Source organism: Lentzea albidocapillata, assembly GCF_000719115.1.
GTDB classification, from domain to species: Bacteria; Actinomycetota; Actinomycetes; order Mycobacteriales; family Pseudonocardiaceae; genus Lentzea; species Lentzea albidocapillata.
In genome coordinates this window covers 20,936-47,324 of sequence record NZ_JOEA01000037.1, presented here as the reverse complement: position 1 = coordinate 47,324, position 26,389 = coordinate 20,936, and the positions used below count along the sequence as shown (strand labels likewise).

Sequence of the window (26,389 nt, the reverse complement as noted above, 5' to 3'; positions counted from 1 at the left end):
TCACGGTCAGCGACCCTCCTTTGTGTTCTCGTCGGCATTCTGCTTCGCCAGGGCCTCGGCCGCCGCCTGAGCGGCTGCCGTGCCTTCACGACGGCTGAGGACCCAGCCTTCGAGGTTGCGCTGCGGGCCTCCGGACACGGCCAGCGCGCCCGGTGGGACGTTGCGGCGCAGGACGGTGCCCGCGCCGGTGTACGCGCCGTCGCCCACGGTCACCGGCGCTACGAACATGTTGTCCGAGCCGGTGCGGCAGTGGGATCCGACGATCGTGCGGTGCTTGTTCACGCCGTCGTAGTTGACGGTCACCGATGCTGCACCGATGTTGCTGTGATCGCCGATCGTGGCGTCGCCGATGTAGGACAGGTGGGGGACCTTCGAGCCGTCGCCGATCTGCGAGTTCTTCGTCTCGACGAACGTGCCGATCTTGCCCTTCACGCCCAGGGAGGTGCCGGGGCGGAGGTAGGCGAACGGGCCGACGGACGCGCCGTCGCCGATCACCGAGTCGCTGCCGTGGGTCCTGATCACCGAGGCGCCCTCGCCGACCTTCACGCCGGACAGCGTCGTGTCCGGGCCGACCACGGCGCGGGCGCCGATCACGGTGCCCGCGCGGAGCTGCACGTTCGGCTCGATCAGGGCGTCCTGGCCGACGGTCACGTCCGCGTCCACCCACACCGAGGCGGGGTCCACGACGGTCACGCCGCCACGCATCAGGCCCTCGACGATGCGGCGGTTCATCTCGGCGCCGACGGCCGAGAGCTGCACGCGGTCGTTGATGCCCTCGACCAGCCAGCGGTCGGACGCGATCAGCGCGCCCACGCGCTTGCCGTCGCCGCGGGCGATGCCCAGGACGTCGGTCAGGTAGAGCTCGCCCTGCGCGTTGTCGGTGGACAACCGCGAGAGCCCGTCGCGCAGCACGGCCGCATCGAACGCGTAGACGCCGGAGTTGATCTCGTTGATCAGCTGCTCGCCGTGGTCGGCGTCCTTCTGCTCCACGATCCGCTGCACGGTGCCGTCGGCGTCGCGGACGATCCGGCCGTACCCGGTGGGGTTCTCCACCACGGCCGTCAGGACGGTGACCGCGTTGCCGGCTGACCGGTGCTCGGCGAGGAGCGCGGTGAACGTCTGGGTGTCGAGCAGCGGAACGTCGCCGTAGCTGACGATCACCGTGCCGGCCAGGTCGTGCGGCAGCTCGGCCAGGCCGCACGAGACGGCGTGCCCGGTGCCCTTCTGCTCGGCCTGCACCGCGACGGTGACCTTGCGGCCCAGCCTCCCGGCGAGGGTCTCCAGATGCTCGGTGACGGCTTCACGGCCGTGACCGACGACGACGGCCAGGTGGTCGGGGTCTGTGCCGGCCGCCGCGCGCACCGCGTGTTCGACGAGTGAGCGGCCGGCGATCCGGTGCAGCACCTTGGGCGTGGACGACCGCATGCGGGTGCCTTCCCCGGCGGCGAGCACGACCGTGCTGACAGGGCCCTCGAGCATCAATGCTCTCCCTAACAGGCTGGGTGTTTCGAAGTCCGCGACCAGCCTAAGCCTCCGCGGAGGGCTCCCCGGCCACGGCCGCAACCTGGCAGCCACCTTGGCGCTTCGCCACGTACATCGCCGAGTCCGCCCTTGACAGGGCCTGGTTGGCGGATTCGCGGGGGCGCAGCGAGATGACACCGACCGACAGCGTCACTCCCCGGGAGAGGTCGATTGGCAAGCCCGCCACGGCATCCACGGCCCGGCCGAGTGCTGCTTCGGCGGCGTGCAGAGGGGCGCCCGGCAGCAGTACGACGAACTCGTCGCCCCCGTAGCGGGCCACCATGTCGTCACCCCGCAGGGCCTGCCGGAGTGTGCTGGCAATCACCCGGAGAACATCATCACCGTCGGCATGTGAATGCCGGTCGTTCACGCCCTTGAACCCGTCGAGGTCCACCAGCGCGATGGAGAACGGGTCGACCTGACCGGCGATGAGCTCGCCTATCTTGTCGTCGAGCGCGCGGCGGTTCGGCAGCCCGGTCAACGGGTCCTGCAAAGCCTGCTGCGCGATCTGGCCGTGCGCACGCGTCAGCCGTTCGTGCTCACGGCGCGTCTGCAGCGTGGCCACGCGGGACTCCCGCATCTGCCACAGCTCCAGCTCCAGGGCCGCGTTGTAGGCCTGCAACGCCGACGTCGTGTGTGGACCGCACATGTGTGCGTACTCGCGCTCCAGCGACAGCACCAGCGACGGTTCCGACGTGTCGTGCTCCATCTGTGTGCGTGTGTCGTCGAGGACCTTGAGCGCGTCGTCCAGCCGGTTCGCCTCGACCAGGCACCGGGCCAGCGCGATCGCGACGATGATCAGCTCCCGCGCGTACATCGACAGGCCACGCAACGACCACAGCCGGTCGAGGTGGCCTTCCCTGGGGTTCGTCAGCGCGTGGGCGGCACCGAGGATCGGCACCTGCTCGGCGGCGTCGAGGTCGCGCCGGCCGGGGTGCAGCGACTGCCGGAACGGCACCTCGGCGGCCTCGGCGAGCCCGGAGGCGACCTTGAACTGCTCGTGCGCGGCGTCGTGCAGGTTCACCCGTTCGAGCCGCAGGCCCCAGCCGATCCGCAGCCGGGCGCGGTTGACCAGGTGGACGTAGATCTGGTGCGGCTGACCGCTCTCGCGCAACGCGTTGTTCGCGCCCGCCAGCACGTCGTCCGCCATCTCGTAGACGCCGAGCTGGGTCAGCACCAGGGCGATGTCCTGCAGCGTCGTGGCGAGCAGCTGGTCCCAGATCCGCTTGTCGAAGACCGGGTCGACCTCGGGTTCCTCGTCGAGCATCATCGCCAGGGCCGACGCGATCTCGGTCAGCGCCTTGTCCTCGGCGTTGCCCAGCAGGAACCGGCGGCCGCGCAACGCCCTAGCGTCCGCCTCCAGCACGATCAGGCCGTGGCGGCGGCAGTGGCTGAGCATCTCGTCGAGCTGCGGATCGGACATGTCGACGAGGCCCGGCGTGACCAGCCTGACCACGGCCGCGGCTCTGAGCAGCTGCGCGACGATGCGGGGCTCACCGCGGCCCTGCGCCTCGGCGAGGATGCGGTCGATCTCGGAAGCCGCGTCCAGTTGCGCGGCGAGGTGGCTGCTCTGGGCCACGGCGACGAGTTCGCTCGCGCGACCCACCAGCCACGCGTCGGACATCTCGTGATGGCGGTGGCCCACGTTGCCCTGCTCGTCGACCGTTTCCTCGGGCAGCTTCGCACCTCCCAAAGACCACACTGACTCGTGCCCAGCTCCGCCACCAGGATTCGAACCTGGACCATCTGAACCAAAATCAGAGGTGCTGCCTTTACACCATGGCGGAATGAGCGAACTCACGTCCGCTCAGGGCACATGTTGTCACGAGTGGTCCTCTTCTTGTCCAACCACCACTCACTCGGCTCAGTTCAAGATCACGGCTTCGCGCCGATTGACCTGGTCAGGAAGTCACCCAGGGCGGTGCGATACGTGTCCGTCGCCACATTCCACCCCGACGTGTGGTCGGCGCCCGGGATCTCCACGTACTGCAGCGGCCACCCGAGCCCGTTCGCCGCGGTCGCGAGGTCGCGCGACGACTGGGCGGGCACCGTGCCGTCCGCCGAGCCGTGGATGAGCAGCGTCGGCGGCTTGAGCGCGGGCGGGTTGCGGACCAGGTCGAACCGGTCGAAGTCGATGTCCGCGCGCCAGCCGGACACGACCTCGGCCACCGGCGTGAGCCACGTCGGCACGCCCCGGTTCTCCGCCTGCAGGTTCAGCGTCTGCGTCCAGTTCGTGACGGGGGAGTCGAGCACGACGCCGCTCACGGCCGCCGCGAGGCCGGACCGGGCGAGCGTCTGGCCGACGATCGCGCCGCCCATCGACCAGCCGTAGAGCACGACCTTCTTCGCGCCCTGGCCCTGCGCGTACCTGATCGCGGCCTCGACGTCATGCCACTCGGTGTCGCCGAGGTGGTAGAGGCCGTCCGGCGACTTCGGGACGCCAGGGTCGTTGCGGTAGGTGATCAGCAGGACGGGCAACCCCGCGCCGTGCAACTGCGGAACCACCCGCAGTGCCTCTTCACGCGACGCGCCACGCCCGTGCACGGTGATGACCCACGTGTCCGGTTTCGACGCCGGGACGAACCACGCGGGCATGTCGCCGAGCTCGCCCGGCACCGCGACGTCGCTGAAGACCAGGCCGAGCGACGTCTTCGGGTTGCCCTCGTAGACGCCGGTCTCCATGCGCACCTTCGTGCCCTCTGGCGGTGCGGTGCCCTCCAGCAGAGGGCGCTCCACGCGGCCGTCCCTGGTCGACGCGATGTCGCCGACCTTCGCGGTGCCGCCTGGCCAGACGATGCCGAACGTGCCGCGTTGCAGCGTGAGCTTCGATTCGGCGAGGACGACGTTCTTGTCGTCCACGCCCAGCGACGTCTCGGGGTAGCGCCGCGGCACCTCCTCCGGTTCGAGCAGCTCGCCGCTGTAGTACCAGCCGACGCCGCCCAGAGCCGCTGTGACCAGCACGAGCACGACGAGCAACGAGGTCACGGTGATCCGGATGATCTTGCGTCTGGCCATCGTTCGATGATGCCGGGTCGAGGTCTCGATTCCAGGCGACACAACGTGCTGTTCCTGAGAACTGCCCATGAGTTTCCACGCGGGGTGTGGCAAAGCAGGGGGCCCTAACTTACGCTTGCGTAAGTTACGGTCGCGTAGGTACGTCAACCCCTCACCCCCCAGAGGTTTCCGGATGACTTCGACCATGGACCGGGCCACCGACCAAGGCCCCAAACCCCTGCTCGGAAAGCGGCGCAACCACGCCGAACAGCTCGGCGTGTACGTGTTCGTCGTCGTTCCGCTCCTCGCGCTGCTGGCCGCCGTTCCCTTCGCCTGGGGCTGGGGCCTCGGCTGGGTCGACGTGGCGCTCTTCGTCGCCTTCTACTACCTCTCCGGCCTCGGCGTGACGACCGGCTACCACCGCTACTTCACGCACGGCTCGTTCAAGGCCAAGCGCCCGCTGAAGATCGCGCTCGCGATCGCCGGCTCGATGGCGTTGCAGGGCCCCGTCATCGACTGGGTGGCCGACCACCGCCGCCACCACGCCTTCTCCGACCGCGAGGGCGACCCGCACTCGCCGTGGCTGTTCGGCACCGGACCCGCGGCGCTGGCCAAGGGCTTCTGGCACGCGCACATGGGCTGGCTGTTCGAGCGCAACAAGACCAACCACAAGCGCTTCGCGCCGGACCTGCTGGCCGACAAGGACATCGTGTGGGTCGACAAGCACTTCGTGCTGTGGACGGCGATCTCGCTGGCCGCGCCGGGCGTTCTCGGCGGCCTCGTCACGTGGTCCGTCTGGGGCGGCGTGACGGCGTTCTTCTGGGCCGGTCTGGTCCGCGTCGCGTTCCTGCACCACCTGACGTGGTCGGTGAACTCGGTCTGCCACATGGTGGGCGACCGCCCGTTCGCCGCCCGCGACCGCTCGGCCAACGTCTGGGCGCTCGCGATCCTGAGCTTCGGCGAGTCGTGGCACAACCTGCACCACGCCGACCCGACCTCCGCGCGCCACGGCGTGCGGCGCGGCCAGATCGACATCTCGGCCCGCGTGATCTGGATGTTCGAGAAGCTCGGCTGGGCGACGCACGTCCGCTGGCCGAGTGAACAGCGCCTGGCCAGGATCACCGCGAAGAAGTGACCTTTGTAGGCTGACTCGATGGTCAGGGTCAGGATGACGGGCAAGGAACGCCGAGAGCAGCTCCTGGACGTCTCCCGGGCCCTGTTCGCCGAGAAGGGCTTCGACGCGACCTCCGTCGAGGAGATCGCAGCCCGCGCCAGCGTGTCGAAGCCCGTCGTCTACGAGCACTTCGGCGGCAAGGAAGGCATCTACGCCGTCGTCGTGGACCGCGAGATGCAGCGCCTGATGGACCAGATCGTCGACGCGCTGGACGGCGGCTCGCACCCGCGTGAGCTGCTCGAACAGGCCGCCTGCGCGTTGCTCGACTACATCGAGGGCTCGGCCGACGGGTTCCGCATCCTGGTGCGCGACTCGCCCGTCGCGTCGTCCTCCGGCACGTTCTCCTCCCTGCTGAACGACATCGCGTCGCAGGTCGAGCACATCCTCGGGCTGCACTTCGCCAGGCAGGGCTACGACCGCAAGCTCGCCGCGCTCTACGCGCAGGCGCTGGTCGGGATGGTCGCGCTGACCGGGCAGTGGTGGCTGGAGGCCCGCAAGCCCAAGAAGGACGAGGTCGCGGCGCACCTGGTGAACCTGGCGTGGAACGGCCTCTCGGCGATGGAGCACAAGCCGAAGCTGCGCAGCCGTTCGTGAGCTGGTTTCCAGTGGAGCCTGGCCGGCCTCAGCCGGTTCCGGTGAGCCTGAGCAGCTTGTCGTTCGTCCCGTTCGACGACGTGAGGTAGAGCGACCCGTCCGGCGCGGTGCGGGCGGCGCGCAGGCGGCCGTACTTGTCGTTCAGCTCCTCGGGGATGCTCACGTTCTGCACCTTGCCGGCGGCGTCGAGCGTGAAGAGCAGCAGCTTCGAGCCCTTCAGCGCGGTGATCGCGAGCTTGCCGTTCCAGAACGCCGCCTGGCAGATCGCCTCGGTGGTCGACCCGGACGACCACACCGCCGGCACCGCGTCCGGGAACCGTTCCAGATCGGTCATCGGCACGCTCTCGTCGTACCCGCTCTTCGTGCCGCCCTGGGACGGGTCCCAGCCGTAGTTGGCGCCCTTCTGCACCAGGTTGACCTCGTCGTCGATGCTCGGGCCGTGCTCGCTGGAGAAGATCTGGTCGCTGTCCGGCCGGAACACGACGCCCTGCACGTTGCGGTGGCCGTAGGAGTAGACGCGGCGCTCGTTGGCGTTCGCCGAGGTGATGAACGGGTTGCCGGCCGCGCCCTCGCCCGTCTCGGCGTCGATCCGCAGCACCTTGCCGCCGAGGCTCGTGCGGTCCTGCGGGTTGCGGCCCTGCGCGATGTCCCCGGTCGCGACGAACATCGAGCCGTCCGGCGCGAGCGTCGGCCGGCAGCCGGAGTGCCGCCCGCTGGAGTTCGACGGCATGCCGGTGAGCAGGTCCTTGGTCCTGGTCGCCTTCGTGCCGTCGAGCCGGAACGTCACCAGCCGCACGTCCCGCGACGTGTTGAAGCAAACGGTGAAGCGCTGGTTGTCCGGATGGATCACGAGCCCCATCAGGCCGCCCTCACCACGCGCCTGCAGGTCGTCCAGGTCGATGTCGACGGGCGTGACCTGGCCGTCCTTGACCAGCTTGACGCCGCCGGGGCGTTCGGTGACCAGCAGCGAGCCGCCGGGCAGGAACCCGATGTCCCAGCCGTGCTGGAAACCGCCCGCGACCTCCTCGACCTTCAGGCCCTGCGGCGCCGGCGCCTTCGACGGCGCGTTGCCGCCCGGTTCCGGCGACGAGCACGCCGCGACGACCAGCACCAACCCAGCAGCAACGAGTGCGCGCATGTCCCAACTATGCGGTTTTTGCCGTGGAGGTTCCGTAAGGCCGCTCCACGGGCAGCAACGCGCGCGCTCCGTCCAGATCACGCGCACGCACCTTCTCGTGGATCTCGCGCGCGAGGGCCGTCACGTCGGTGATGCCGACCGTCCACTCGTTGACGTACATGTCCACGGCCTCGCGCGTCAGCCCGATCTGGATGGACCGGTGCTCCAAGGCTTCGTGGTTCAGGCCGCGCTCCGGGTCCCACTGCACGCGCACCGGCGGCTTGCCCTTGATGCTGCTTTCGACCGCGTTGGAGACGGCCCAATCGAACCCCGTACGGGTGATGCGGACGGCCAGCACCCGCTCCTGGCCTTCCTTCCGGGCATAGCCGCAGCGGTACATCATCCAGAGGAACGACGGCTTGATCCACGTCATCCGTTCCAGCTTGAAAGGCGGCACGAACCGCTGCGCGGCCACGGCGGGGTCGGCGATCGCGGGCGAATAGGCCTGGTAGACCACGATGGACTGATCGTCATAGTCAGCCCTGATCTCTCTCGTTGACACGCGCACAGGGTGGCCGCTGGTGGCGTGCTCAAGCCACCCGATAAGGGGTCGCGGAACGAGCTAAGGTGGGTGGTGAGACCCCTTGTCCCAGGCAGGGGTCTGTCCGGCGTTCGCTATTCGTGCGCCCATTCCGCACTCGACCGGGGTTTCTCACATGCCGCTGCTCGGCCTGCTCGATGGTGTCCTGCCCGACAAAGCCCTCCGCACGTTGATCGAATCGGCCGGTGTCCCCGAGCTGGAGCTGGACGGTCCGCTGGCTGCCCGCCCGCTCGTCGCCGCCGCGCTGTCCACGGTCAGGCCGGTGCTGGCCGTGACCGCCACGGGCAGAGAAGCCGAAGAGCTGACGAACGTCCTCAAGGACCTGATCGGCCCGGACAAGGTGGCGTTCTTCCCGAGCTGGGAGACGCTGCCGCACGAGCGCCTGAGCCCGCGTGCGGACACGGTCGGCGCGCGCCTGCAGACGCTGCGCCGCCTCAAGCACCCCGAGGGCAACCCGATCAGGGTCCTCGTCACGACGGTCCGCAGCCTCATCCAGCCGATGGCGCCGGGTCTGGGCGACCTCGAGCCGGTGCACCTGAAGGTCGGCGAGGAGCAGGACTTCGCCGAGCTGCTCACCAGGCTGGCCGAGAACGCCTACAGCCGCGTCGACATGGTCGAGAAGCGCGGCGAGTACGCGACGCGCGGTGGCATCCTCGACATCTTCCCGCCGACGGCCGAGCACCCGTACCGCGTCGAGTTCTGGGGCGACGAGGTCAGCGAGATCCGGCCGTTCTCGGTGCAGGACCAGCGGTCGCTGCCCGAGGAGGTCACCGGCTTCGTCGCGCCGCCGTGCCGTGAGCTGCTGCTGACCGACGACGTCCGGCACCGCGCGGCGGAGCTGGCCGAGGAGCACCGGTCCGACGCGCACCTCGCGGAGATGCTGGAGAAGATCTCCGGCGGCATCGCGGTCGAGGGCATGGAGGCGCTCATCCCGGCGTTGTGCCCCGGCGAGTTGCAGCTGCTCACGGACGTGGTCGAGAAGGGCACGCACGTCCTGCTCAACGACCCGGAGAAGATCCGGGCCCGCGCGGCCGACCTGGTGCGCACCGGGCAGGAGTTCCTCGAGGCGTCCTGGATGGCGGCCGCCTCGGGTGGCAAGGCGCCGATCGACCTCGGCCGCAGCGGGTACCAGGGCATCGGCGAGATCTCCGAGCACGCCAAGGCGAACGACCGTCCCTGGTGGACGCTCAGCCAGCTCACCACCGACGCCAAGGACGTCGTGCACCTCGACGTCAAGCCGGTCGAGGCCTACCAGGGCGACGTCGAACGGGCGTTCGCGGACCTGAAGGCGCACACGGCGACGGGTGGTGCGGCCGTGCTGGTCGTGCCCGGCGCCGGTACCGCGCAGCGTGCCGTCGAACGGCTGAAGGAAGCCGAAGTCCCGGCCGTCTGCGTCGAATCCCTCGACGGGGCACCGAAAGCGGGCACCGTCACGGTCGTGCGCGGCTCGCTCGAAGACGGGTTCGTGCTGCCGGACCTCGCGCTGGTGGTGCTCACCGAGACCGACCTGACGGGTGGTCGCGGTGGCACGTCCACGAAGGACATGCGCAAGATGCCGTCCAAGCGGCGCAACGCGGTCGACCCGCTCGCGCTCAGGGCCGGCGACTACGTGGTGCACGAGCAGCACGGCATCGGCAAGTACGTGGAGATGGTCCAGCGGACGGTCGCCGGAGCCACCCGCGAGTACCTGGTCCTCGAGTACGCGAGCGGCAAGCGCGGCCAGCCCGGCGACCGGCTGTTCGTGCCGACCGACCAGCTCGACGAGGTCAGCCGGTACGTCGGCGGTGAGCTGCCGACGTTGAACAAGCTCGGCGGCAGCGACTGGAAGAACACGAAGTCCAAGGCGCGCAAGGCGGTCAAGCAGATCGCGGCCGAGCTGGTGCAGCTCTACGCGGCCCGGCAGAGCGCCCCCGGCCACGCCTTCGCGAGCGACACGCCCTGGCAGCGCGAGCTGGAGGACGCGTTCGCGTTCACCGAGACGCAGGACCAGATGGCCGCGATCGACGAGGTCAAGGCCGACATGGAACGTTCCGTGCCGATGGACCGCGTCATCTGCGGTGACGTCGGCTACGGCAAGACGGAGATCGCGGTCCGCGCGGCGTTCAAGGCGGTGCAGGACGGCAAGCAGGTCGTCGTGCTGGTGCCGACGACGCTGCTCGCCCAGCAGCACCTCAACACGTTCGCCGAGCGCATGCGCCAGTTCCCGGTGAACGTCAGGGGACTGAGCCGTTTCACCGACCCGCAGGAGTCCGCGCAGACCATCGCGGGGATGGCGGACGGCGAGGTCGACATCGTGATCGGCACGCACCGGTTGCTGCAGAAGAACGTGCGGTACAAGGATCTGGGCCTCGTGATCGTCGACGAGGAGCAGCGGTTCGGTGTGGAGCACAAGGAACACATCAAGGCCCTGCGCACGCACGTCGACGTGCTGACGATGTCCGCGACGCCGATCCCGCGCACGCTGGAGATGTCGCTCGCCGGCATCCGCGAGATGTCCACGATCCTGACCCCGCCCGAGGAACGGCACCCGATCCTCACCTACGTCGGCGCGTACGACGACAAGCAGGTCGGCGCGGCGATCCGCCGCGAGCTGATGCGTGACGGCCAGGTCTTCTACGTGCACAACAGGGTTTCGACGATCGAGAAGGCCGCGAAGCGCATCCGCGAGCTGGTGCCGGAGGCCCGGGTCGTCACCGGGCACGGCCAGATGAACGAGGACAAGCTCGAACACCTCATCCAGGGGTTCTGGGAACGTGAGTACGACGTGCTGGTCTGCACCACGATCGTCGAGACGGGCCTGGACATCTCCAACGCGAACACGCTGATCGTCGAGCGCGGCGACCTGCTCGGCCTGGCCCAGCTGCACCAGCTGCGTGGCCGCGTCGGCCGTGGTCGCGAGCGCGGGTACTCGTACTTCCTGTACCCGCCGGAGACCCCGCTCACCGAGCACGCCCACGACCGGCTCGCGACGATCGCGCAGAACACCGAGCTCGGCGCCGGCATGGCCGTCGCGATGAAGGACCTGGAGATCCGCGGCGCCGGCAACATCCTCGGCGCCGAGCAGTCCGGACACATCGCGGGCGTCGGCTTCGACCTGTACATCCGGCTGGTCGGCGAGGCCGTCGAGGCGTTCCGCAAGCACGCCGGCGCGGACGGCGGCGAGGTCGAGGAGGATCTTGCCGAGGTCCGCGTGGACCTCCCGGTCGACGCGCACATCCCGCACGAGTACGTGCCGGGCGAGCGGCTGCGGCTGGAGGCGTACCGCAAGATCGCGGCCGCCTCCGACGAGGCCGCGCTGACGTCCGTCTGGGACGAGCTCAAGGACCGCTACGGCACGCCGCCGGAGCCCGTCGAACGCCTGCTCGGCGTGGCCCGCCTGCGGCACGCCTGCCGCCGTCACGGGGTCACCGAGGTGATCGCGATGGGCCAGAACCTGCGGTTCGCGAAGCTCGACCTGCTCGACTCGCAGCTGGTCCGGTTGCGGCGCCTGTTCCCGAAGGCCGTCTACAAGCAGGCCATGGGCACGGTCACCCTGCCTAGGCCGACGGAGGGAGCGGCCGGCGGCCGGATGGGTGCACCTCAGCTGCGCGATCAGGAGCTGTTGAACTGGTGCGGTGCGTTCCTCGACTCACTCGCGGGGACTCCCGTGACCGGAGTCACCAAGGCGTGAGAGGGTAGATCCTCGTGAGCACTGTTCTGAAGCGTTTCTCGCTGGTCGGTGTGGCTGTGGCGCTCTTCGCCACCGGATGCGCGACCGGGCCCGCGAAGGCCAGTTCGGCCGCGATCGTCGGTGACCAGGCGATCGGCCTGCAGACCGTCCAGGACCGCACCGTGAAGGTGCTCAAAAAGGAGCCCGCGGCCCAGCAGATGCAGGACCAGGGCAAGCTCGACCAGGTCTCGAAGCTGGTGCTGGCCGACGAGATCAGCCACCGGCTCGCGGCCACCGCGGCGCAGCGCGAGAACATCACGGTCGACGAGAACAAGGTGTACGACGCGATCAAGGAGAAGGGTGGCGCCGAGGCCGCCGCCAAGCAGAGCGAGCAGGACGAGACCACGATCCACCGCCGTCAGCGCGACGTGCTGGTGATGGGTGAGCTCGCCCGCCGCAACCTCTCCACGCTCGAGATCGTGATCGACTTCTTCCAGGTCCAGGACCCCAAGGAAGCCAAGGAGAAGGCGGCGGAGGTCACGGCCGACCCCTCGAAGATGTCGAGGTTCGTGCAGGAGGCCCCGCGCACCACCGGCGGCCAGCAGGCGTCCGCGACGAACCAGCGGGTCCGCGTCACCGAGAACCCGTCGCTGGTCCACACGATGCTGTGGGGCGTGAAGCCCGGCACCGTCGTCGCCTTCCCGGCCGACGAGCAGCAGTCCAGCTGGATGGTCGCGCTGGTCAAGGAGCGCAACAAGGTCTCGCCCACGCCGGGCGAGGAGGACCTGATCGAGCGCATCGACCCGCAGCTGCTCGCGGCGTTCGGCCTGCGGATCGCGCAGTTCCTGACCGCGGACCTGAAGATCGAGGTCAACCCCCGTTACGGCGTGTGGGACCCGACCAACGCGCAGGTCGTCGGCAACGCCGGTGAGAGGGCCGGTTTCGTCGGCGTGACCGAGGCCAAGAACAAGTCTTGATCACCGTCGTCGTCCTGAGCGAGCGGCTCGGCGCCGTGCTGCCCGCCGCCGCCCTGCCTGCGTTGCGCACGGCCGAGGCCGTCTACGCGGGCGAGGGCGTGCCCCTGGAGTTCTGGTCCGCGCTGGGCGTCGACGGGCCCGCGCCCGCCGTCGTCGAGGCCGGCGCGGTGGTGATCGCGACCTCGGCTGACGCCTACCCGGACGCTCACGTGATCACGACGCCGGAGCCGCTGGGTGCGGGGCTGCTCGACGCGGCCGCTGTCATGCACCGGCTGCGCTCGCCGGGCGGATGTCCGTGGGACGCCGAGCAAACGCACGACTCGTTGCGTCAGTACCTCGTGGAGGAGACCTTCGAGCTGCTGGAGGCGATCGAGGACGGCGACCGCGCGGCGATGCGCGAGGAGCTCGGCGACGTGCTCCTGCAGGTGCTGTTCCACGCGCGGGTCGCGGCCGAGGCAGCCGAGGACCCGTTCGACATCGACGCCGTCGCGTCCGAACTGGTCGCGAAGCTCGTCGGCCGGCACCCGCACGTCTTCGAGGGCAACGATCCGGCCGTGCACGACGCCACCTCGCAGCAGCACCGCTGGGAGGAGCTCAAGCAGGCCGAGAAGCAACGCGAGTCCAGTGTGGACGGTGTCGCGCTGGGTCAGCCGGCCGTCGCGCTGGCCGCGAAGCTGGTGCAGCGGACCAAACGCGCGGGCTTCCCCGTCGACCTGCTGCCGGAGGGCGACGACACGGGCACGACGTTGTTCGCCCTGACCGCGCTGGCCAAGCTCGCGGGCGAGGACCCGGAGACGGAACTGCGCCAGGTCTGCCGCCGTTTCGCCGCGAACGTGCGCGAGGCGGAGGCCAAGGCGCGGGCCGAAGGTCTTGATTCTCTTGCGGCTGAGGACTGGCGGCGTTTTTTGCCCTCCTGAAACGGTGAGCGTGGGCTAACGTCGATCTCGTGACTTACCTGCGGTATCCGCACCTGCGCGGTGACTTGGTGACCTTCGTGGCCGAGGACGACGTGTGGCTCGCGCCCGTCGACGGAGGAAGGGCCTGGCGCGCGTCCGCTGATCAGGTCCCGGCCCGGACACCCCGTTTTTCGCCTGACGGCACGCATCTCGCGTGGGCCAGCGTGATCGACGGCGCTCCGGAAGTGCGCGTGGCGCCTGTGGACGGTGGCCCGGCACGCCGGTTGACGCACTGGGGCGTGGCCCGGACGGCCGTGTCCGGGTGGACGCCGGACGGGCGAGTGCTCGCCGTGTCGACCACAGGCCAGATGTCGAGGCATCGCAAGCAGGCGCATGCCGTCGCGCTGGACGGCAGGCCGGCCGAGGTGCTGCCGTACGGGTGGGTCAACGACGTCTCCTTCGGCCCGGACGGTCAGGTCGTCACGTCGTCCAGCTACATGCAGGAACCGGCGTGGTGGAAGCGGTACCGCGGCGGCACGGCGGGCAAGCTGTGGGTCGACGCCGACGGCTCCGGTGACTTCACCCGGATCCTGTCCGAGCTGAAGTCGCCACTGTCGAACCCGATGTGGGTCGACGGGCGGATCGTGTTCCTCTCCGACCACGAGGGCGTCGGCAGCCTGTACTCGGTGCTGCCGGACGGCACCGGCCTGCGCCGCCACTCGGAGGGCGAGTTCTACGCGCGCAACGCCTCCACCGACGGCTCACGGGTGATCTTCCACCAGGCCGGGGAACTGTGGCTGCTCGACGGCCTGGAGGACCTGCGCAAGCTCGACATCAAGCTCGGCGGCCCGCGCACCGGCCTGCAACCCCGTCACGTCAAGGCTTCCGGCAACGTCGAGTCGTTCAGCGTCGACCACACCGGCCGCGCGTCGGCCGTCGAGGTCCGCGGCTCCGTGCACTGGGTGACGCATCGAGACGGCCCGGTCCGGGTGCTGGCCGACCGTTCCGACGTCCGGGCGCGGCTGCCGAAGGTGCTCGGCGAGACCGGTCACGTGGTGTGGGTGACCGACGTCGAGGGCGAGGAGGCGCTGGAGATCGCGCCCGTCGGCGGCGTCGAGCCGGGCAACACCGCTCGTCGCATCGCTTCCGGCGCTCTCGGTCGAGTCATGTCCTTGGCTGCCGCACCGGACGGTTCGCGGGTCGCCGTTGCCACGCACGACGGCCGGTTGTTGTTGGTGGACATCACTTCCGGTGAGGTGCGCGAGGTCGTCCGCGGGGCGAACGCACACGTCACACATCTCGCTTTCTCGCCCGATTCCGCCTGGCTGGCTTGGTCGCATCCCGGCCCGACTCCGTTGCGGCACATCAAGATGGCGAACGCGGCGGATCTGTCCGTTGTGGACGTGACGCCGCTGCGGTTCGCCGACTTCGCGCCGACCTTCACCGAGGACGGCAAGTACCTGGCGTTCCTGTCCATCCGGACGTTCGACCCGATCTACGACGCGCACGTGTTCGACCTGTCGTTCCCGACCGGTTGCCGTCCGCACCTCGTGCCGCTGGCCGCCACCACGCCGTCGCCGTTCGCCCCGATGCACGGCGGGCGCCCGGTCGGTGACGAGGACAAGGACTCCGAGGACGACGACGACAAGGCCCCGGTGACGAAGGTCGACCTCGAAGGCCTCGCCGACCGCGTCGTGCCGGTGCCCGTCGCGGCCGCCGACTACGTGTCCCTGAAGGCGGCTCGTGGCGGTCTGCTGTGGCTGCGGCGGCCGTTGCTCGGGGTGCTGGGCGACAACCTGGCCTCGCCGGACGCGCGCCCGCCGCGCACCGCTCTGGAGCGCTACGACTTCGGCAAGCGGAAGACCGAGTGCCTGGCGGACAGCGCGGAAGCGTTTGCGGTGTCCGGCGACGGCAAGCGGATGCTCGTCGAGGACCGCGGCGACCTGCGGGTCGTGCCGACCGACAGCAAGGCCGACGAGGACTCGGCCGACTACGTGGAGATCGACCTCTCCCGCGTGCGGGTCGTCGTCGACCCCGCGCTGGAGTGGGCGCAGATGTACGCCGAGAACGGGCGTCTCATGCGCGACAACTTCTGGCGCACCGACATGGGCGGCGTCGACTGGCAGGGCGAACTCGACCGCTACCGGCCGCTGGTGGCCGAGGTGGGCAGCCACGACGACCTGGTCGACCTGCTGTGGGAGGTGCAGGGCGAGCTGGGCACCTCACACGCCTACGTCTGGAGTTCGGCGCCGAACGTGCCCGCGTCCCGTCGTCAGGGGCTGCTGGGCGCCGACCTGGTCCGCTCCGGTTCGGACTGGATCGTCGAGCGCGTGATTCCGGGCGAGACGTCCGACCCGCACGCCCGTTCGCCGTTGTGCGCGCCTGGTGTGGCCGTGCGCGCGGGGGATGCGCTTGTGGCCGTCGACGGTCGTCCGGTCGGTTTGGCCGGCCCGGGCCCGTTGCTGGTCGGAACTGCCGGCAAGCCCGTCGAGCTGACCGTGCGGCCCGGTGGTGGTGGCGAACTGCGTCGGGTCGTGGTGGTGCCACTGGCCGATGAGGAGCCTCTGCGGTACCACGACTGGGTCGCCGACCGCCGTGCGTTCACGCACGCGCAGTCCGGTGGCCGCGTGGGCTACCTGCACGTTCCGGACATGATGGGCGCCGGCTGGGCGCAGCTGCACCGCGACCTGCGCGTCGAGCTGACTCGCGAGGCCCTGGTGCTGGACGTCCGCGAGAACGGCGGCGGGCACACCTCGCAGCTGGTGATCGAGAAGCTCGGCCGCAAGGTCATCGGCTGGTCGGTCGCCCGCGGGTACACGGCGTCCGAGTCCTACCCGCAGGACGCGCCACGCGGACCTGTCGTGGCGGTGGCCGACGAGTACGCCGGTTCCGACGGCGACATCGTCAACGTGGCCATCAAGGAACTCGGGATCGGACCCGTGGTCGGGATGCGCACCTGGGGCGGCGTCATCGGCATCGACATGATGTACACGCTGGTCGACGGCACGCTGGTCACCCAACCGAGGTACGCGTCCTACTTCAAGGGACACGGGTGGGCGGTGGAGAACTACGGCGTCGACCCCGACATCGAGGTGGTCATGACGCCTGCCGACCGGGTGTCCGGACGCGACCCGCAGCTGGAGAAGGCCGTCTCGCTGGCCCTGGAAACCCTGTCGTCCTCGCCTGCCGCTCACGCTCCGGAGTTGCCGCCGCTGGCATGAACACCCCATCGTGTGACTAAAGAACTGTGACGGACTGTTCCATGTGGACGATCAACCAGATGGAACAGTTCTCACAGTTCGGGGGTGTGCTGGAGATGAGTCACCGTGAAGAGCCGCGCAGTGGCCGTGGATGCTTCGGGGCCGTGGTCGTCGTGCCGTTCCTGGCGCTGGGCGGCATGTTCGTGTTGATCGCGCTGACGGGGTCGCCTTCGGAGGCGCCGTTGGCTGCGCCTCCGCCCTCCCGGCCTACTTCCCAGTGGTGGACCGAGCCCTTTGAGGCTGGGGTTTCGTTGGCCACCGTTACCGAGACCGTGGTGGTGGAGGGGGCGGCTCGGGAGGTTCGGGCTGCTCGTACTGCTACGCAGACTCGGGTGGTTGGGTCCACTATCACCGAGACTGTTCGGGTTAGTTCGGCGAAACCTGTTGGTGTCGGGCGGAATGAGCCTGGCGAGCCCGTTGAGTCTGGGGAGGAAGAGCCGGTTCCGACATCGGCTTCGCCGGTGGTCACCAGTTCTGTGGTTGTGTCCAGTGTGGAGCCTGCTCCTCCTGCTGAGGCGCCTGGTTCTGTGCCGCCGGTCGAGGCTCCGCCTTCGTCTACGCCTCGGGCGGAGGATCCGGTGTCGCCTGTTGTCACCCCGCCGGTCACCTCGCCGGTTGAGCCTCCGTGCGATCGGACCGAGCCTCCTGTCGAGCGGTCGTTGCCCCCTTCTGACGAGGCCGACGTTTCGGTTGAGGTGTCGTTCTCCGCGTCTTTGGCAGGGATCTGAGCGAAGGGCCCCTGCCTCAGCGTGTTTGGCGCGTTACTGCGGGATGCTTGCCCGTGCGTAGGCGTCAGCTCCGCTGAACACGTTTTGGCCGTACTCCACGGAGTTGTTGTACGCGAGCACTGCCGCCCACCAGCCCTGGCCGGTGCCCAGGTCTCGTGCGCCGCCTCCGCAGAGGTAGCGGGCTGCTGTCAGGGCGGCGTCGTCGATGTTCTGCGGGTCGGCTGGGAGGCCGTCGCCTGCCGCTCGTTTCGCCCAGCGGTTCCAGGTGCCTGGGATGAACTGCATCGGGCCCACCGCGCGGTCCCAGGTGATGTCGCCGTCCAGGCGGCCGCCGTCGGTGTCCTTGATTGCTTTGACGCCTGGGCCGCCGTCCAGGGGGATGCCGATGATCGGGCGGGACGGTAGGCCGTTCTCCTGCAGGCGGGCGCCGTTGATGTTGCCGTGGTGCGACTCGATCCTGCCGATGCCGGCCAGGGTCGCCCAGCTGATGCGGCAGGCCGGGGCCTCTCGTTGCATCGCCAGGTCTGCCTGCGCGTAGGCGTGCAGGGCCCGGGCTGGGATGTCGGTCTTCGAGGACACTCGCGTCGCCCATTCGGCCAGCGGGTCGGCGGTTGCCGTGGTGCCCGGGGAGGCGGCGCTGCCCGGGGCGGCTGCGCCCGGTTCGACCAGCTGGATCGGGACGGGGAACGGGGGTGGGCTCAAGGGAGCCGCGTCCCTGCGGTTCAGAGCGCCCAGGCCCCAGGCACCTGCGGCGACCACGACTATCAGCAGCAGCACCAGGACGATGCGGCCGAAGATGTTGCCGGAGCGGTTGCGGCGGGCGGGTTCCTGGACTGCGGGCGGCGGGACCACGGGACCCAGGCTACGTGCTCCGCGCCAGTGGCGACGGGGTGCAGCGTGATCAGTTCCCCAGGGCCAGCCGGGCTTTGACCTCGCCGAGCGCTTCCTGGTACTCCGGTGACGGGTTCATCGCCACGGCCATCCGGAGCTGCGCGAGCGCCTCGGTGAGACGGTTCTGCCGTTGCAGCGTCCTGCCGAGCGCGAACCGCGCGTAGTGATCGCTCGGATCGAGGTCGAGCACCTTCCGGAACGCCTCTTCGGCCCGGTTGAGCTGCGCGGACCCGAGATAGGCCCGGCCTGCGAGCAACTGCACGGACGGCGCCTCGCCGGCCTCGTCCAGCACCTGCCGCAGTTCGCGCAGCGCGTCGAGCGGCCTGCGCTGTGCCATCAACGCCTCGGCCTTCCGAAACGCTTCGAAGGTGCCGTCCGTCATTCGATCAACGCTACCTACCGCCTGCCGGTTCTTCGACTGCCGTCCGGGCGACAGAACTCGATTGAGTGGCCGTGCCGAGCCAGCACGCGCCGAACCCGAGCACCAGACCGGCCACGACCCCGCCCGTCGGCACCTGCCCGAGCAGTGGCCACGCGATCAACGCCGTGACGGACGGGACCACAGAGGACAGCGTGGTCATCGCCGCCGCACCGCCCGTGCGGACGCCGACGAGGAACAGCGACGCCCCGCCCATCGAGTTGACGAGCACGAGGAACACCAGCGTCAGCCAGAGTTGCCGCCAGTCGGTCACGCCGGCGCTCTCGGTCAGCGCCAGCAACCCCACCACCGGCACCGACACGGCGTGCTGAACGGCATTGCCGGTGCGGAAGTCCGTGTCGCGGCAGAACCTCTGCTGGTACACGCCGCCCGCGACGAACCCGAGCATGCCGAGCAAGGTGAACACCGCGCCGGTCCCGAACGACCCGAGCCGGTCCCACAACGCCGCCAGCACCGCCGCGACGCCGAGCAGCAGGCCGGCCACCTGCCTGAGTCCAATTCGGACACGGAACACCCAGGCGGCCACCACCGCCGTGAGCACCGGCGTGCACGAGATGACCAACGCGGTCACGGACGCCGGCACGCCCATCCGCAACCCGAGGTACACGCCGGAGAACTGGCATGCCTGCACCAGCAACCCGGCGACGCAGGTGTGCACGAGCTGCCGTCCGCGCGGCCAGCTCGCGCTGGTCACCAGGGCCACGACCGCCATCAGCGCGGCGGCGATGGCGAATCGGATGGTGGTCATCAGGAACGGCGGCGCCACGGCCACGGCGAGGGCGCCGACCGGGTAGCCGGACGCCCAGACCAGCACCGTCACCGCCGCGAAGCCGGGTTTGATCCGCACGGGCTCCAGCACTACCAGCCAGATGGGTTCGGAGCGAGCTTTTCGTGCCACGCTTCGGCCATCCGGCGAACCGCCTCGGTGATGATCTCCGGCGAGGTCGCGAGGTTCATCCGGACGAAGCCGGCACCGCCCGTGCCGAACGGGATCCCGGAGTTCAGCGCGACCTTGCCGCGCTTGAGGAACGTCCTGGCCGGGTCGTCGCCGAGCTCGCGGCAGTCCAGCCAGGCGAGGTACGTGCCCTGGCCGGGGGAGTAGCGGACGGCGGGGAGGTGTTCGGCGAGCAGGCCGGTGAGCAGTTCCCGGTTCTCCTGTATGCCTGCCAGCAGGGTGTCCAGCCAGTCGGCGCCCTTCTCGTAGGCCGCGGTGTGGGCGAGGATCCCGACGTGACTCGGTCCGTGGCTCACCTCCTCGGGCAGCCTCTTCAGGTCGTCGGCGGAGTCGGGCCCGGCGATGGCGAGCGCGGCCTTGAGCCCGGCGAGGTTCCACGCCTTCGAGGCGGACATCAACGACAGCCCGTCGTCCGCGACGCTGAGGTACGGCACGAAGCCCACGGTCGTGAGGGGTGCGTGGATCTCGTCCGCCACCACGCGGATGCCGTGTGCGCGGGCCAGCCGCGCGACTTCCTGCAGTTCGGCGGCGGTGTGCACGGTGCCGGTCGGGTTCTGCGGGTTGCACAGCAGGTACACCGCACCCCGGCCGGCCCGCACGAACGCCGCCTCCAGCGCGACGAAGTCGATCCGCGCGTCCGCGCCCAGCGGGGCCTCGACCGCCTGGCGTCCCAGCGACTCGACGAACTGGTAGAAGGGCGGGTAGATCGGGCAGTTGACGACGACGGGCGCGTCCCGGTGCGAGACCAGCCGGAACATCTCGACCACGCCGAGCATCACGTCCGGCACGATCGCCGTGCGTTCGACGGCGGGCTCCCAGCCCCAACGCCGCTTCGCGAACCCGGCCAGCGCCTCGGCGTAGGCGGTCCCGCTGGGATAGCCGGTGTCGCCTCGCCGCACGGCGTCGGTGATCGCCTCGGCGACGGGTTCGGCGAGCAGGACGTCCATCTCGGCCACCCACACGGGCAGCACGTCCTCGGGGTAGTGCCGCCATTTCATGCTGGTGCGGCGCCTCAGTTGGTCCAGGGTCAGCTGACGTAACGGATTCGCGCTGCTCATGGGGCAAAAGCTAGGGGAACTCACGAGCAAGGTGTTTGCGTTCTTTGCTCATGGACGCCGTGGACCGCAAGATTCTTGCTGAACTGCAGCGCGACGGACGGATCACCGTCACCGACCTGGCCCAGCGCGTGCAGCTCAGCATCTCGCGCTGCCAGCGCCGCCTGCGCGAGCTGGAGCGCGACGGCGTCATCCACGGATACCGGGCGGTGGTGGACGCGGCGGCGCTCGGGTTCGGGTTCGAGGCCCTCGTCCTCGCCAAGGTGCGCCTGGACACCATGGCCGACTTCGACCGCGCCCTGGTCGACGTGCCGAACGTCGTGGAGGCGCAACGGTTGTTCGGCAGCCCCGACTACCTGCTGCGCGTGGTCACCGCGGATCTGGCGTCCTACCAGCGGCTGTACGAGGAGACGCTGGCGAAGCTGCCCGGAGTGCGCGGGCTGACCTCGACGATCGTGATGAAGCAGGTGATCGGGCCGCGCCCGTTGCCGACCGGTCCGTGAGACGGGCTACCAGCCGAGTGCCGTCGCATACGCCTCCCGCACTCGCGCCAGCGCTGCTGGCCTGTGCTGATCACGCGCAAGCTCCTCGGTGACCGCCCAGTCGATCTTGCGGCTGAGTGCCCGCAGGATCGACGCGGCATCGGCTTCTTCGATGCCACCGAGTTTGGGCCGGGCCGCGATGTCGAGGGCCGTCTGCTCCGGCGTGGTCATCCACCCCGCCGTGAGTTCGGTTTCCACGCGTTCGAGGTCGAGGCGGCCCACGTCGCGCTTCACGAAAACCACGTCGCCGACGTTGGTGTGCAAGACGGGCCGTTGTTTGGGCACGGCCACGACGGCCGTGGCGATGGCGCGCGGCAGGGCACCGTGACGACCCGCAGCAGTGATGCTCATCAGTGCCACGGCATCCCTGCCGTAGTCCGCCTGGGCAATGCCGAGTGCGACCGCCGCGAGATCCGGGCGCCATCGTGGATCACCCAGCCGTTCCATCGGGGCCAGCGCGTAGTAGCCGGTGCAGATGTGGCTGAGCACCGCTTGTTCGAGCAGCCGCTCGAACTCGCTGCGGGGGTGGGCGTACACGTCTCCCGCGTCTCTCGGACGCAGCACCTTGTTCTCTCGTCTGGCGAGCTTGGTCGAGATGGTGACGCGGTCGTTCATACAACCTCCGTAGGCTCAGAGCCCACGTTCATAATACTCATTTCAGCTGGGCATGCCGGGAATGCCTACGGGCGTTGTCACGTTGCATGAGCCTGCGCTTCTCACTGATGGGTCCGGTACGAGCCTGGCGCGACGACGAGGAGATCGATCTGGGCCCGCGGCAACAGCGGGCGGTGCTGGCGGCGTTGCTGCTGAACAACGGCATCCGGCTGAGCAACGACCAGCTGATCGGCATGGTCTGGGACGACCCGACGCCGAGCGCGGTGATGGCGTTGCGGACGTACATGTACAAGATCCGCAAGGCCGTGCCCGAGCTCGACCTGAAGTCCAAGGACGGCGGCTACACGCTCCGGGCCGAGATCTTCGACGACTGCCGCGACGAGCCGCTCGAAGGTCTGAGCAGCACCTACTTCGAGGCCCAGCGGGTCAGGATCGGCAACGAGCGGTTGCAGTGCCGCGAAGCCCTGCTCGAACGCGAGATGGACGTCCTCGAACTGCAGAAGCACGTCGCCGCCTTCCCGCTCAGGGAACGGACGCGCGCTCTTCTCATGCAGGCCCTCTACCGCGACGGCAGGCAGGCCGATGCGTTGGAGCAGTTCCATCAGGCGCGCGCTCTCCTGAACGAGCAACTCGGCCTCGAACCGGGGCCTGAGCTGCGCGAGGTGCACGCGCAGATCCTCCGGGGCGAGCTGAACCTGGCGCGCCGGCCCGAGCAACTGCCGCCCGGCCTGCCCGACTTCACCGGCCGCACGGCCGAGATCGCGCTGGCACTGCGGACCCTCCCGCGCACCGTCGGCATCACCGGCATGCATGGCAGCGGCAAGACGGCGCTGGCCACTCATGTCGCGCATCTCGCCAAGCACGGCTACCCCGACGGGCAGATCTTCGTCCGGGGCAAGGACATCGCCAACGAGTTGCTGCGCGCGGTCGGGGTCGAGAACCCCCACGGCGACAAAGCCGCGTTGTGGCGGGAAAAGGCGCGCGGCAAGCGGTTCCTGGTCGTCGTCGACGACGTCCACGACCCCGCCCAGATCGCGGAGCTCCACACGCCCGGCTCGGCCATGATCCTCACGAGCGTGCGCAGGTGGAACGAGCTGCCCAGCGTGACCTGGCTGAAGGTCGCCGGTCTGACCGAGGCGGAGGCGAACGAGTTCTTCCGCAAGGTCCTCGACCCCGCCAGGGCCGATGCCGAGGTCGATGTCACGGACGAGGTGCTGGCGCGCATCTCGTACCTGCCGAACCCCATCCGTGTGCTCGGCGGCAAGCTCACCGGTCGCGCGAACTGGACCGTGGCGATGCTGCTGGCCCAGATGAAACGCGAGACGCAGCTCGGCGACGCCATTCCGTCCGACTGCATGGCCGTGCTGGCGCCGATGATCAAGGCGGAGCAGCAGCTCACCGAGCAGGGACGCCACCTGCTGCAGTGCTTCGCGCGCCGCGACGCGGACGTGATCGACGTGTGCGAGGCGGCGGAGATGTCCGGCGCCGACCCCGGCTCGATCGAGTACGCGCTGGAGGCGCTCGCCGACGTGCACCTGATCGAACCGCTGGTGCTCGGCCGGTACCGGCTGCCGCATTTCGTGCGGATGTACTTCGGGTGGCGTGCACCCGTGCTGACCAGCTGATTCATCAGGAATTTATGGCTTGACGATCCGGCGTCGGCAAGTTCGAAGACATGTCAACCAAGGAACTCGCAGGCAAGAAGGCCCTCGTCACCGGCGCCACCTCCGGCATCGGCCGCTCCATCGCGGTCAAGCTCGCGGAGGCGGGGGCCACCGTCTACCTCACCGGTCGCCGCGCGGAGCTCGGCAAGGAGACCGTCGCGCTGATCGAGCAGGCCGGCGGCACCGGTCACTTCATCATCTCGGACGTCGCCGGCGTCGACGACGTCCGCAAGCTCGCCGAGGAGGTCGGCGAGGTCGACGTGCTCGTGAACAACGCCGGCATCTTCCCGTTCTCGCCGACGGCCGAGCAGTCCGTCGACGTCTACCAGCAGGTGTTCGACGTCAACGTCCGCGGCACCTACTTCCTCACCGCCGCCCTCGCCCCGGCGATGGTCGCCAAGGGCAAGGGCTCGATCGTCAACGTCTCGTCGATCGCGGCCGTGGTCGGCACGCCGGTCGGTTCCGTCTACAACGCCTCCAAGGCCGCGATGGACGCGCTGACCCGCTCGTGGGCCGTCGAGTTCGGTCCCGCCGGCGTCCGCGTGAACTCCGTGGCGCCCGGCCCGATCGCCACCGACAAGGCCCTGGCGGAAGCCGGCGAGGTGTTCGACGCGATCGCGAAGGACCTTCCCCTCCAGCGCGTCGGTCAGCCCGACGAGATCGCGGAAGCCGTGCTGTTCCTGGCTTCCGAGAAGGCCAGCTTCATCACAGGCTCGGTGATCACGGCCGACGGTGGCTACGTGGCGAGCTGAGCCAGCACGGTGCGCAGGGACGAGGGCGACTCGACGTGCACGTTGTGGCCCGCGCCGGGGAACATCACCGGCTCGGGCACCAGCTCCCGCAGGTGTTCCTGGGGGCTCATCGGGTCGTTCTCGCCCGCCGCCAGCACGACGTGGGCCTGCGCGGCCATGATCAGCCCGGCCATGTCCGGCCTGCCCACGCCGAAGGCCCTCATGTCCAGTGACGGCGTCCATCCACCGTCCACTTCGGACACGCCGTTCCTCAGTCGCACACCCGCCATCTTCGACGCCCGCTCGGCGGCTTCTTCTTCGGTGGCGAAGACCTTCCCGGGCTTGGCGGCGAGCGCGGCCGCCTTCTGCAGTTCCTCGTCGGTCCACCGCACCTTGATCCCGACGCCGACGCACGTGGTCACCTCGACCCCGAACCACCCGCTCGCCAGCGCCAGCCCGACCACGCCGCCCAGCGAGTGCCCGATGACCGTGACGGGCTCGCGCGGGATGGTGTCGGCGACCGCCGCCGCGAGTGAGCCGAACGAGTACCGGCCGAGCCGGTTCGAACGGCCGTGACCAGGCAGATCCGGCACGAGCCAGCTGCCTTCCCAGTCCTTCAGGACGTCCTGCCACACCTCGCCGGTCGCGCCCAGCCCGTGCAGCAGCACCAGCAACGGCCCGTTTCCACCACGTTCGACATGAAGCACGTCAGAATCCGTTCTATGCCCAGGACCGATGCCGACCTCATCGTCGACCCGGACACGTATACCTCGGGAGTCCCGCACGACGCACTAACCCGGCTGCGTGAGAAGAACGTGGTGCGCATCGACGACTTCTGGGCGGTCTTCCGCCACGAGGACGTCCGAACGGTGCTGAAGACACCTGCTGTCTTCTCCTCGCACCGCGGCGCCACCCAGATCCGCGACCCGCAGCCCTCGGACCTGGCCTACGTCCAACGCATGATGCTCAACCAGGACCCGCCCTCGCACACGCGGCTCAGACGCATGCTGACCAGGGCGTTCACGCCTCGCGCGGTGGCGCGCCTGGAAGACCGCATCCGCTCGAACGCCCGCGAGATCGTTCACGGCCTGTCCGGCGACTTCGCGTCCGACGTCGCCGACCTGCCGTTGCTGACCCTGGCCGACGTCTTCGGCGTCCCGCGCCAGGACAGAGCGCTGCTCTACGACTGGAGCAACCGCGTGATCGGCTTCCAGGACCCCGACTACGCCCTGTCGTCCAGCTCCACCGCCGGCATGACCGACATGGCGTTGGAGGCGTTGCGACTCCGTCCGGACGACGGCCGCGATCCACGAGCCCGCGATGGCATGCCCGATCTCTACGCCTACGCACACGCGCTGGGTTCCTACAAGCGCGCACACCCGTCGGACGACGTGCTGAGCAACCTCATGCGGGAGGACATCTCGCTGGAGGAGTTCGAGAATCTCTTCTGGCTGTTCTCCGTGGCGGGCAACGAAACCCTGCGCAACGGCATCCCCGGCGGCATGATCGCGCTGCTTGAACACCCCGACCAGTACGCACGCCTGCGCGCCGACCGCTCGCTGCTCGACACGGCGGTAGAGGAGATGCTGCGGTGGTGGACGCCGGTCATGCACTTCCGCCGCACGGCTGTGCGGGACACGTCGTTGTCCGGGCAGGAGATCAAGGCAGGGGACAAGGTCGTCGTCTGGTTCTCTTCGGCGAACCGGGACGAGCGCGTGTTCACCGAGCCGGATCGGTTCGACGTGGGTCGGCGCGAGGCCGACCACCTGAGCTTCGGGCACGGTCCGCACTTCTGCCTCGGAGCGCAGCTGGCCAGGACCCAGATGCGGGCGATTTTCGACGCGGTCCTGGACCTTTCTGGCACGATTCAGTTGGATGGCGGCGTCGACAGGCTGCGGTCGAACTTCCAAAACGGCGTCAAGCACCTGCCTGTCAGCTGGCCCAAGTAGGCTCGTCGCGAGACGAGACGCAGGAGAAACAGGGAGC

The 26,389-nt window shown here is 69.4% G+C and carries 21 protein-coding genes and 1 tRNA gene; 10 read left to right on the top strand and 12 right to left on the bottom strand.

What is annotated here, in order from left to right; all coding sequences use genetic code 11:
- Nucleotides 1-6: 6 nt before the first annotated feature.
- The 4 genes from glmU to IG04_RS0140680 all read right to left on the bottom strand — a co-directional run bounded on the left by glmU (nt 7) and on the right by IG04_RS0140680 (nt 4,536).
- On the bottom strand, nt 7-1,479 hold the full coding sequence (glmU, locus tag IG04_RS0140695) for a bifunctional UDP-N-acetylglucosamine diphosphorylase/glucosamine-1-phosphate N-acetyltransferase GlmU (protein WP_030482092.1): 1,473 nt from the start codon (nt 1,477-1,479) through the stop codon (nt 7-9).
- A gap of 46 nt (nt 1,480-1,525) precedes the next feature.
- Nucleotides 1,526-3,223 (bottom strand): GGDEF domain-containing protein, encoded by a 1,698-nt coding sequence (locus IG04_RS0140690; RefSeq protein WP_245816706.1) that lies wholly within the window; start codon nt 3,221-3,223, stop codon nt 1,526-1,528.
- 14 nt (nt 3,224-3,237) lie between these two features.
- Nucleotides 3,238-3,308: transfer RNA gene (locus tag IG04_RS0140685), tRNA-Gln, on the bottom strand.
- 88 nt (nt 3,309-3,396) lie between these two features.
- Nucleotides 3,397-4,536 (bottom strand): alpha/beta hydrolase family protein, encoded by a 1,140-nt coding sequence (locus IG04_RS0140680; RefSeq protein ID WP_030482090.1) that lies wholly within the window; start codon nt 4,534-4,536, stop codon nt 3,397-3,399.
- Nucleotides 4,537-4,708: 172 nt separating this feature from the next.
- Here IG04_RS0140680 and IG04_RS0140675 point away from each other — a divergent pair, with 172 nt between their 5' ends.
- Together IG04_RS0140675 and IG04_RS0140670 are read left to right on the top strand one after the other, a co-directional pair.
- Entirely contained in the window at nt 4,709-5,650 is a 942-nt protein-coding gene (locus tag IG04_RS0140675; protein ID WP_030482089.1) for an acyl-CoA desaturase, read from the top strand.
- A 33-nt stretch (nt 5,651-5,683) separates the two neighbouring features.
- Nucleotides 5,684-6,283: a TetR/AcrR family transcriptional regulator gene (locus IG04_RS0140670; protein WP_030482088.1), complete on the top strand. Its 600-nt coding sequence runs from the start codon at nt 5,684-5,686 to the stop codon at nt 6,281-6,283.
- Nucleotides 6,284-6,311: 28 nt separating this feature from the next.
- Here IG04_RS0140670 and IG04_RS0140665 read toward each other — a convergent pair whose 3' ends face one another.
- A complete protein-coding gene (locus tag IG04_RS0140665; RefSeq protein ID WP_030482087.1) occupies nt 6,312-7,421 on the bottom strand; it encodes a PQQ-dependent sugar dehydrogenase in 1,110 nt (369 codons plus the stop codon).
- Between the two features lie 7 nt (nt 7,422-7,428).
- Nucleotides 7,429-7,917 (bottom strand): DUF4291 domain-containing protein, encoded by a 489-nt coding sequence (locus IG04_RS0140660; protein WP_245816707.1) that lies wholly within the window; start codon nt 7,915-7,917, stop codon nt 7,429-7,431.
- A 199-nt stretch (nt 7,918-8,116) separates the two neighbouring features.
- On the opposite strand from IG04_RS0140660, the gene mfd reads away from it, so the two are divergent.
- Genes mfd through IG04_RS0140640 form a run of 4 tightly spaced genes read left to right on the top strand, consistent with a single transcriptional unit; the run spans nt 8,117 to nt 16,744 of the window.
- On the top strand, nt 8,117-11,671 hold the full coding sequence (gene mfd / locus IG04_RS0140655; protein ID WP_030482085.1) for a transcription-repair coupling factor: 3,555 nt from the start codon (nt 8,117-8,119) through the stop codon (nt 11,669-11,671).
- Between the two features lie 14 nt (nt 11,672-11,685).
- Complete coding sequence (locus tag IG04_RS0140650) at nt 11,686-12,627, top strand: hypothetical protein (protein WP_051771912.1); 942 nt, start codon at nt 11,686-11,688, stop codon at nt 12,625-12,627.
- Nucleotides 12,624-13,544, top strand: a complete 921-nt coding sequence (locus IG04_RS0140645) for a nucleoside triphosphate pyrophosphohydrolase (RefSeq protein ID WP_030482083.1) — start codon at nt 12,624-12,626, stop codon at nt 13,542-13,544. The genes IG04_RS0140650 and IG04_RS0140645 overlap by 4 nt, the downstream gene beginning before the upstream one ends.
- Nucleotides 13,545-13,573: 29 nt before the next feature.
- A complete protein-coding gene (locus IG04_RS0140640; RefSeq protein WP_030482082.1) occupies nt 13,574-16,744 on the top strand; it encodes a S41 family peptidase in 3,171 nt (1,056 codons plus the stop codon).
- 800 nt (nt 16,745-17,544) lie between these two features.
- Here the strand turns inward: IG04_RS0140640 and IG04_RS0140635 are convergent.
- Genes IG04_RS0140635 through IG04_RS0140620 form a run of 4 tightly spaced genes read right to left on the bottom strand, consistent with a single transcriptional unit; the run spans nt 17,545 to nt 20,854 of the window.
- Nucleotides 17,545-18,363 (bottom strand): lysozyme family protein, encoded by an 819-nt coding sequence (locus tag IG04_RS0140635; protein ID WP_030482081.1) that lies wholly within the window; start codon nt 18,361-18,363, stop codon nt 17,545-17,547.
- A gap of 49 nt (nt 18,364-18,412) precedes the next feature.
- On the bottom strand, nt 18,413-18,784 hold the full coding sequence (locus tag IG04_RS0140630) for a tetratricopeptide repeat protein (protein WP_030482080.1): 372 nt from the start codon (nt 18,782-18,784) through the stop codon (nt 18,413-18,415).
- Nucleotides 18,785-18,794: 10 nt separating this feature from the next.
- Nucleotides 18,795-19,688: a DMT family transporter gene (locus IG04_RS0140625; RefSeq protein WP_051771917.1), complete on the bottom strand. Its 894-nt coding sequence runs from the start codon at nt 19,686-19,688 to the stop codon at nt 18,795-18,797.
- 11 nt (nt 19,689-19,699) lie between these two features.
- Entirely contained in the window at nt 19,700-20,854 is a 1,155-nt protein-coding gene (locus tag IG04_RS0140620; protein WP_030482078.1) for a MalY/PatB family protein, read from the bottom strand.
- Nucleotides 20,855-20,904: 50 nt separating this feature from the next.
- On the opposite strand from IG04_RS0140620, the gene IG04_RS0140615 reads away from it, so the two are divergent.
- Complete coding sequence (locus tag IG04_RS0140615) at nt 20,905-21,354, top strand: Lrp/AsnC family transcriptional regulator (RefSeq protein ID WP_030482077.1); 450 nt, start codon at nt 20,905-20,907, stop codon at nt 21,352-21,354.
- 6 nt (nt 21,355-21,360) lie between these two features.
- Here the strand turns inward: IG04_RS0140615 and IG04_RS0140610 are convergent, their stop codons facing one another.
- Complete coding sequence (locus IG04_RS0140610; protein WP_030482076.1) at nt 21,361-22,008, bottom strand: type IV toxin-antitoxin system AbiEi family antitoxin; 648 nt, start codon at nt 22,006-22,008, stop codon at nt 21,361-21,363.
- 86 nt (nt 22,009-22,094) lie between these two features.
- On the opposite strand from IG04_RS0140610, the gene IG04_RS0140605 reads away from it, so the two are divergent.
- Both IG04_RS0140605 and IG04_RS0140600 read left to right on the top strand, forming a co-directional pair.
- A complete protein-coding gene (locus tag IG04_RS0140605) occupies nt 22,095-23,633 on the top strand; it encodes an AfsR/SARP family transcriptional regulator (RefSeq protein ID WP_030482075.1) in 1,539 nt (512 codons plus the stop codon).
- 50 nt (nt 23,634-23,683) lie between these two features.
- A complete protein-coding gene (locus tag IG04_RS0140600) occupies nt 23,684-24,424 on the top strand; it encodes an SDR family NAD(P)-dependent oxidoreductase (RefSeq protein ID WP_030482074.1) in 741 nt (246 codons plus the stop codon).
- Here IG04_RS0140600 and IG04_RS0140595 read toward each other — a convergent pair.
- Complete coding sequence (locus IG04_RS0140595) at nt 24,409-25,110, bottom strand: alpha/beta fold hydrolase (protein WP_030482073.1); 702 nt, start codon at nt 25,108-25,110, stop codon at nt 24,409-24,411. The two genes, IG04_RS0140600 and IG04_RS0140595, sit on opposite strands and share 16 nt — an antisense overlap.
- Before the next feature lie 15 nt (nt 25,111-25,125).
- Here IG04_RS0140595 and IG04_RS0140590 point away from each other — a divergent pair, with 15 nt between their 5' ends.
- A complete protein-coding gene (locus IG04_RS0140590) occupies nt 25,126-26,352 on the top strand; it encodes a cytochrome P450 (RefSeq protein WP_030482072.1) in 1,227 nt (408 codons plus the stop codon).
- The last annotated feature ends 37 nt before the right edge of the window (nt 26,353-26,389 follow it).

Coding starts and splice junctions, on each gene's coding strand:
- glmU (WP_030482092.1), bottom strand. CDS start 1,479: ATGCTCGAGGGCCCTGTCAGCACGGTCGTGCTCGCCGCCGGGGAAGGC.
- IG04_RS0140680 (WP_030482090.1), bottom strand. CDS start 4,536: ATGGCCAGACGCAAGATCATCCGGATCACCGTGACCTCGTTGCTCGTC.
- IG04_RS0140675 (WP_030482089.1), top strand. CDS start 4,709: ATGACTTCGACCATGGACCGGGCCACCGACCAAGGCCCCAAACCCCTG.
- IG04_RS0140670 (WP_030482088.1), top strand. CDS start 5,684: ATGACGGGCAAGGAACGCCGAGAGCAGCTCCTGGACGTCTCCCGGGCC.
- IG04_RS0140665 (WP_030482087.1), bottom strand. CDS start 7,421: ATGCGCGCACTCGTTGCTGCTGGGTTGGTGCTGGTCGTCGCGGCGTGC.
- mfd (WP_030482085.1), top strand. CDS start 8,117: ATGCCGCTGCTCGGCCTGCTCGATGGTGTCCTGCCCGACAAAGCCCTC.
- IG04_RS0140630 (WP_030482080.1), bottom strand. CDS start 18,784: ATGACGGACGGCACCTTCGAAGCGTTTCGGAAGGCCGAGGCGTTGATG.
- IG04_RS0140620 (WP_030482078.1), bottom strand. CDS start 20,854: ATGAGCAGCGCGAATCCGTTACGTCAGCTGACCCTGGACCAACTGAGG.
- IG04_RS0140615 (WP_030482077.1), top strand. CDS start 20,905: ATGGACGCCGTGGACCGCAAGATTCTTGCTGAACTGCAGCGCGACGGA.
- IG04_RS0140610 (WP_030482076.1), bottom strand. CDS start 22,008: ATGAACGACCGCGTCACCATCTCGACCAAGCTCGCCAGACGAGAGAAC.
- IG04_RS0140605 (WP_030482075.1), top strand. CDS start 22,095: ATGAGCCTGCGCTTCTCACTGATGGGTCCGGTACGAGCCTGGCGCGAC.
- IG04_RS0140600 (WP_030482074.1), top strand. CDS start 23,684: ATGTCAACCAAGGAACTCGCAGGCAAGAAGGCCCTCGTCACCGGCGCC.
- IG04_RS0140590 (WP_030482072.1), top strand. CDS start 25,126: ATGCCCAGGACCGATGCCGACCTCATCGTCGACCCGGACACGTATACC.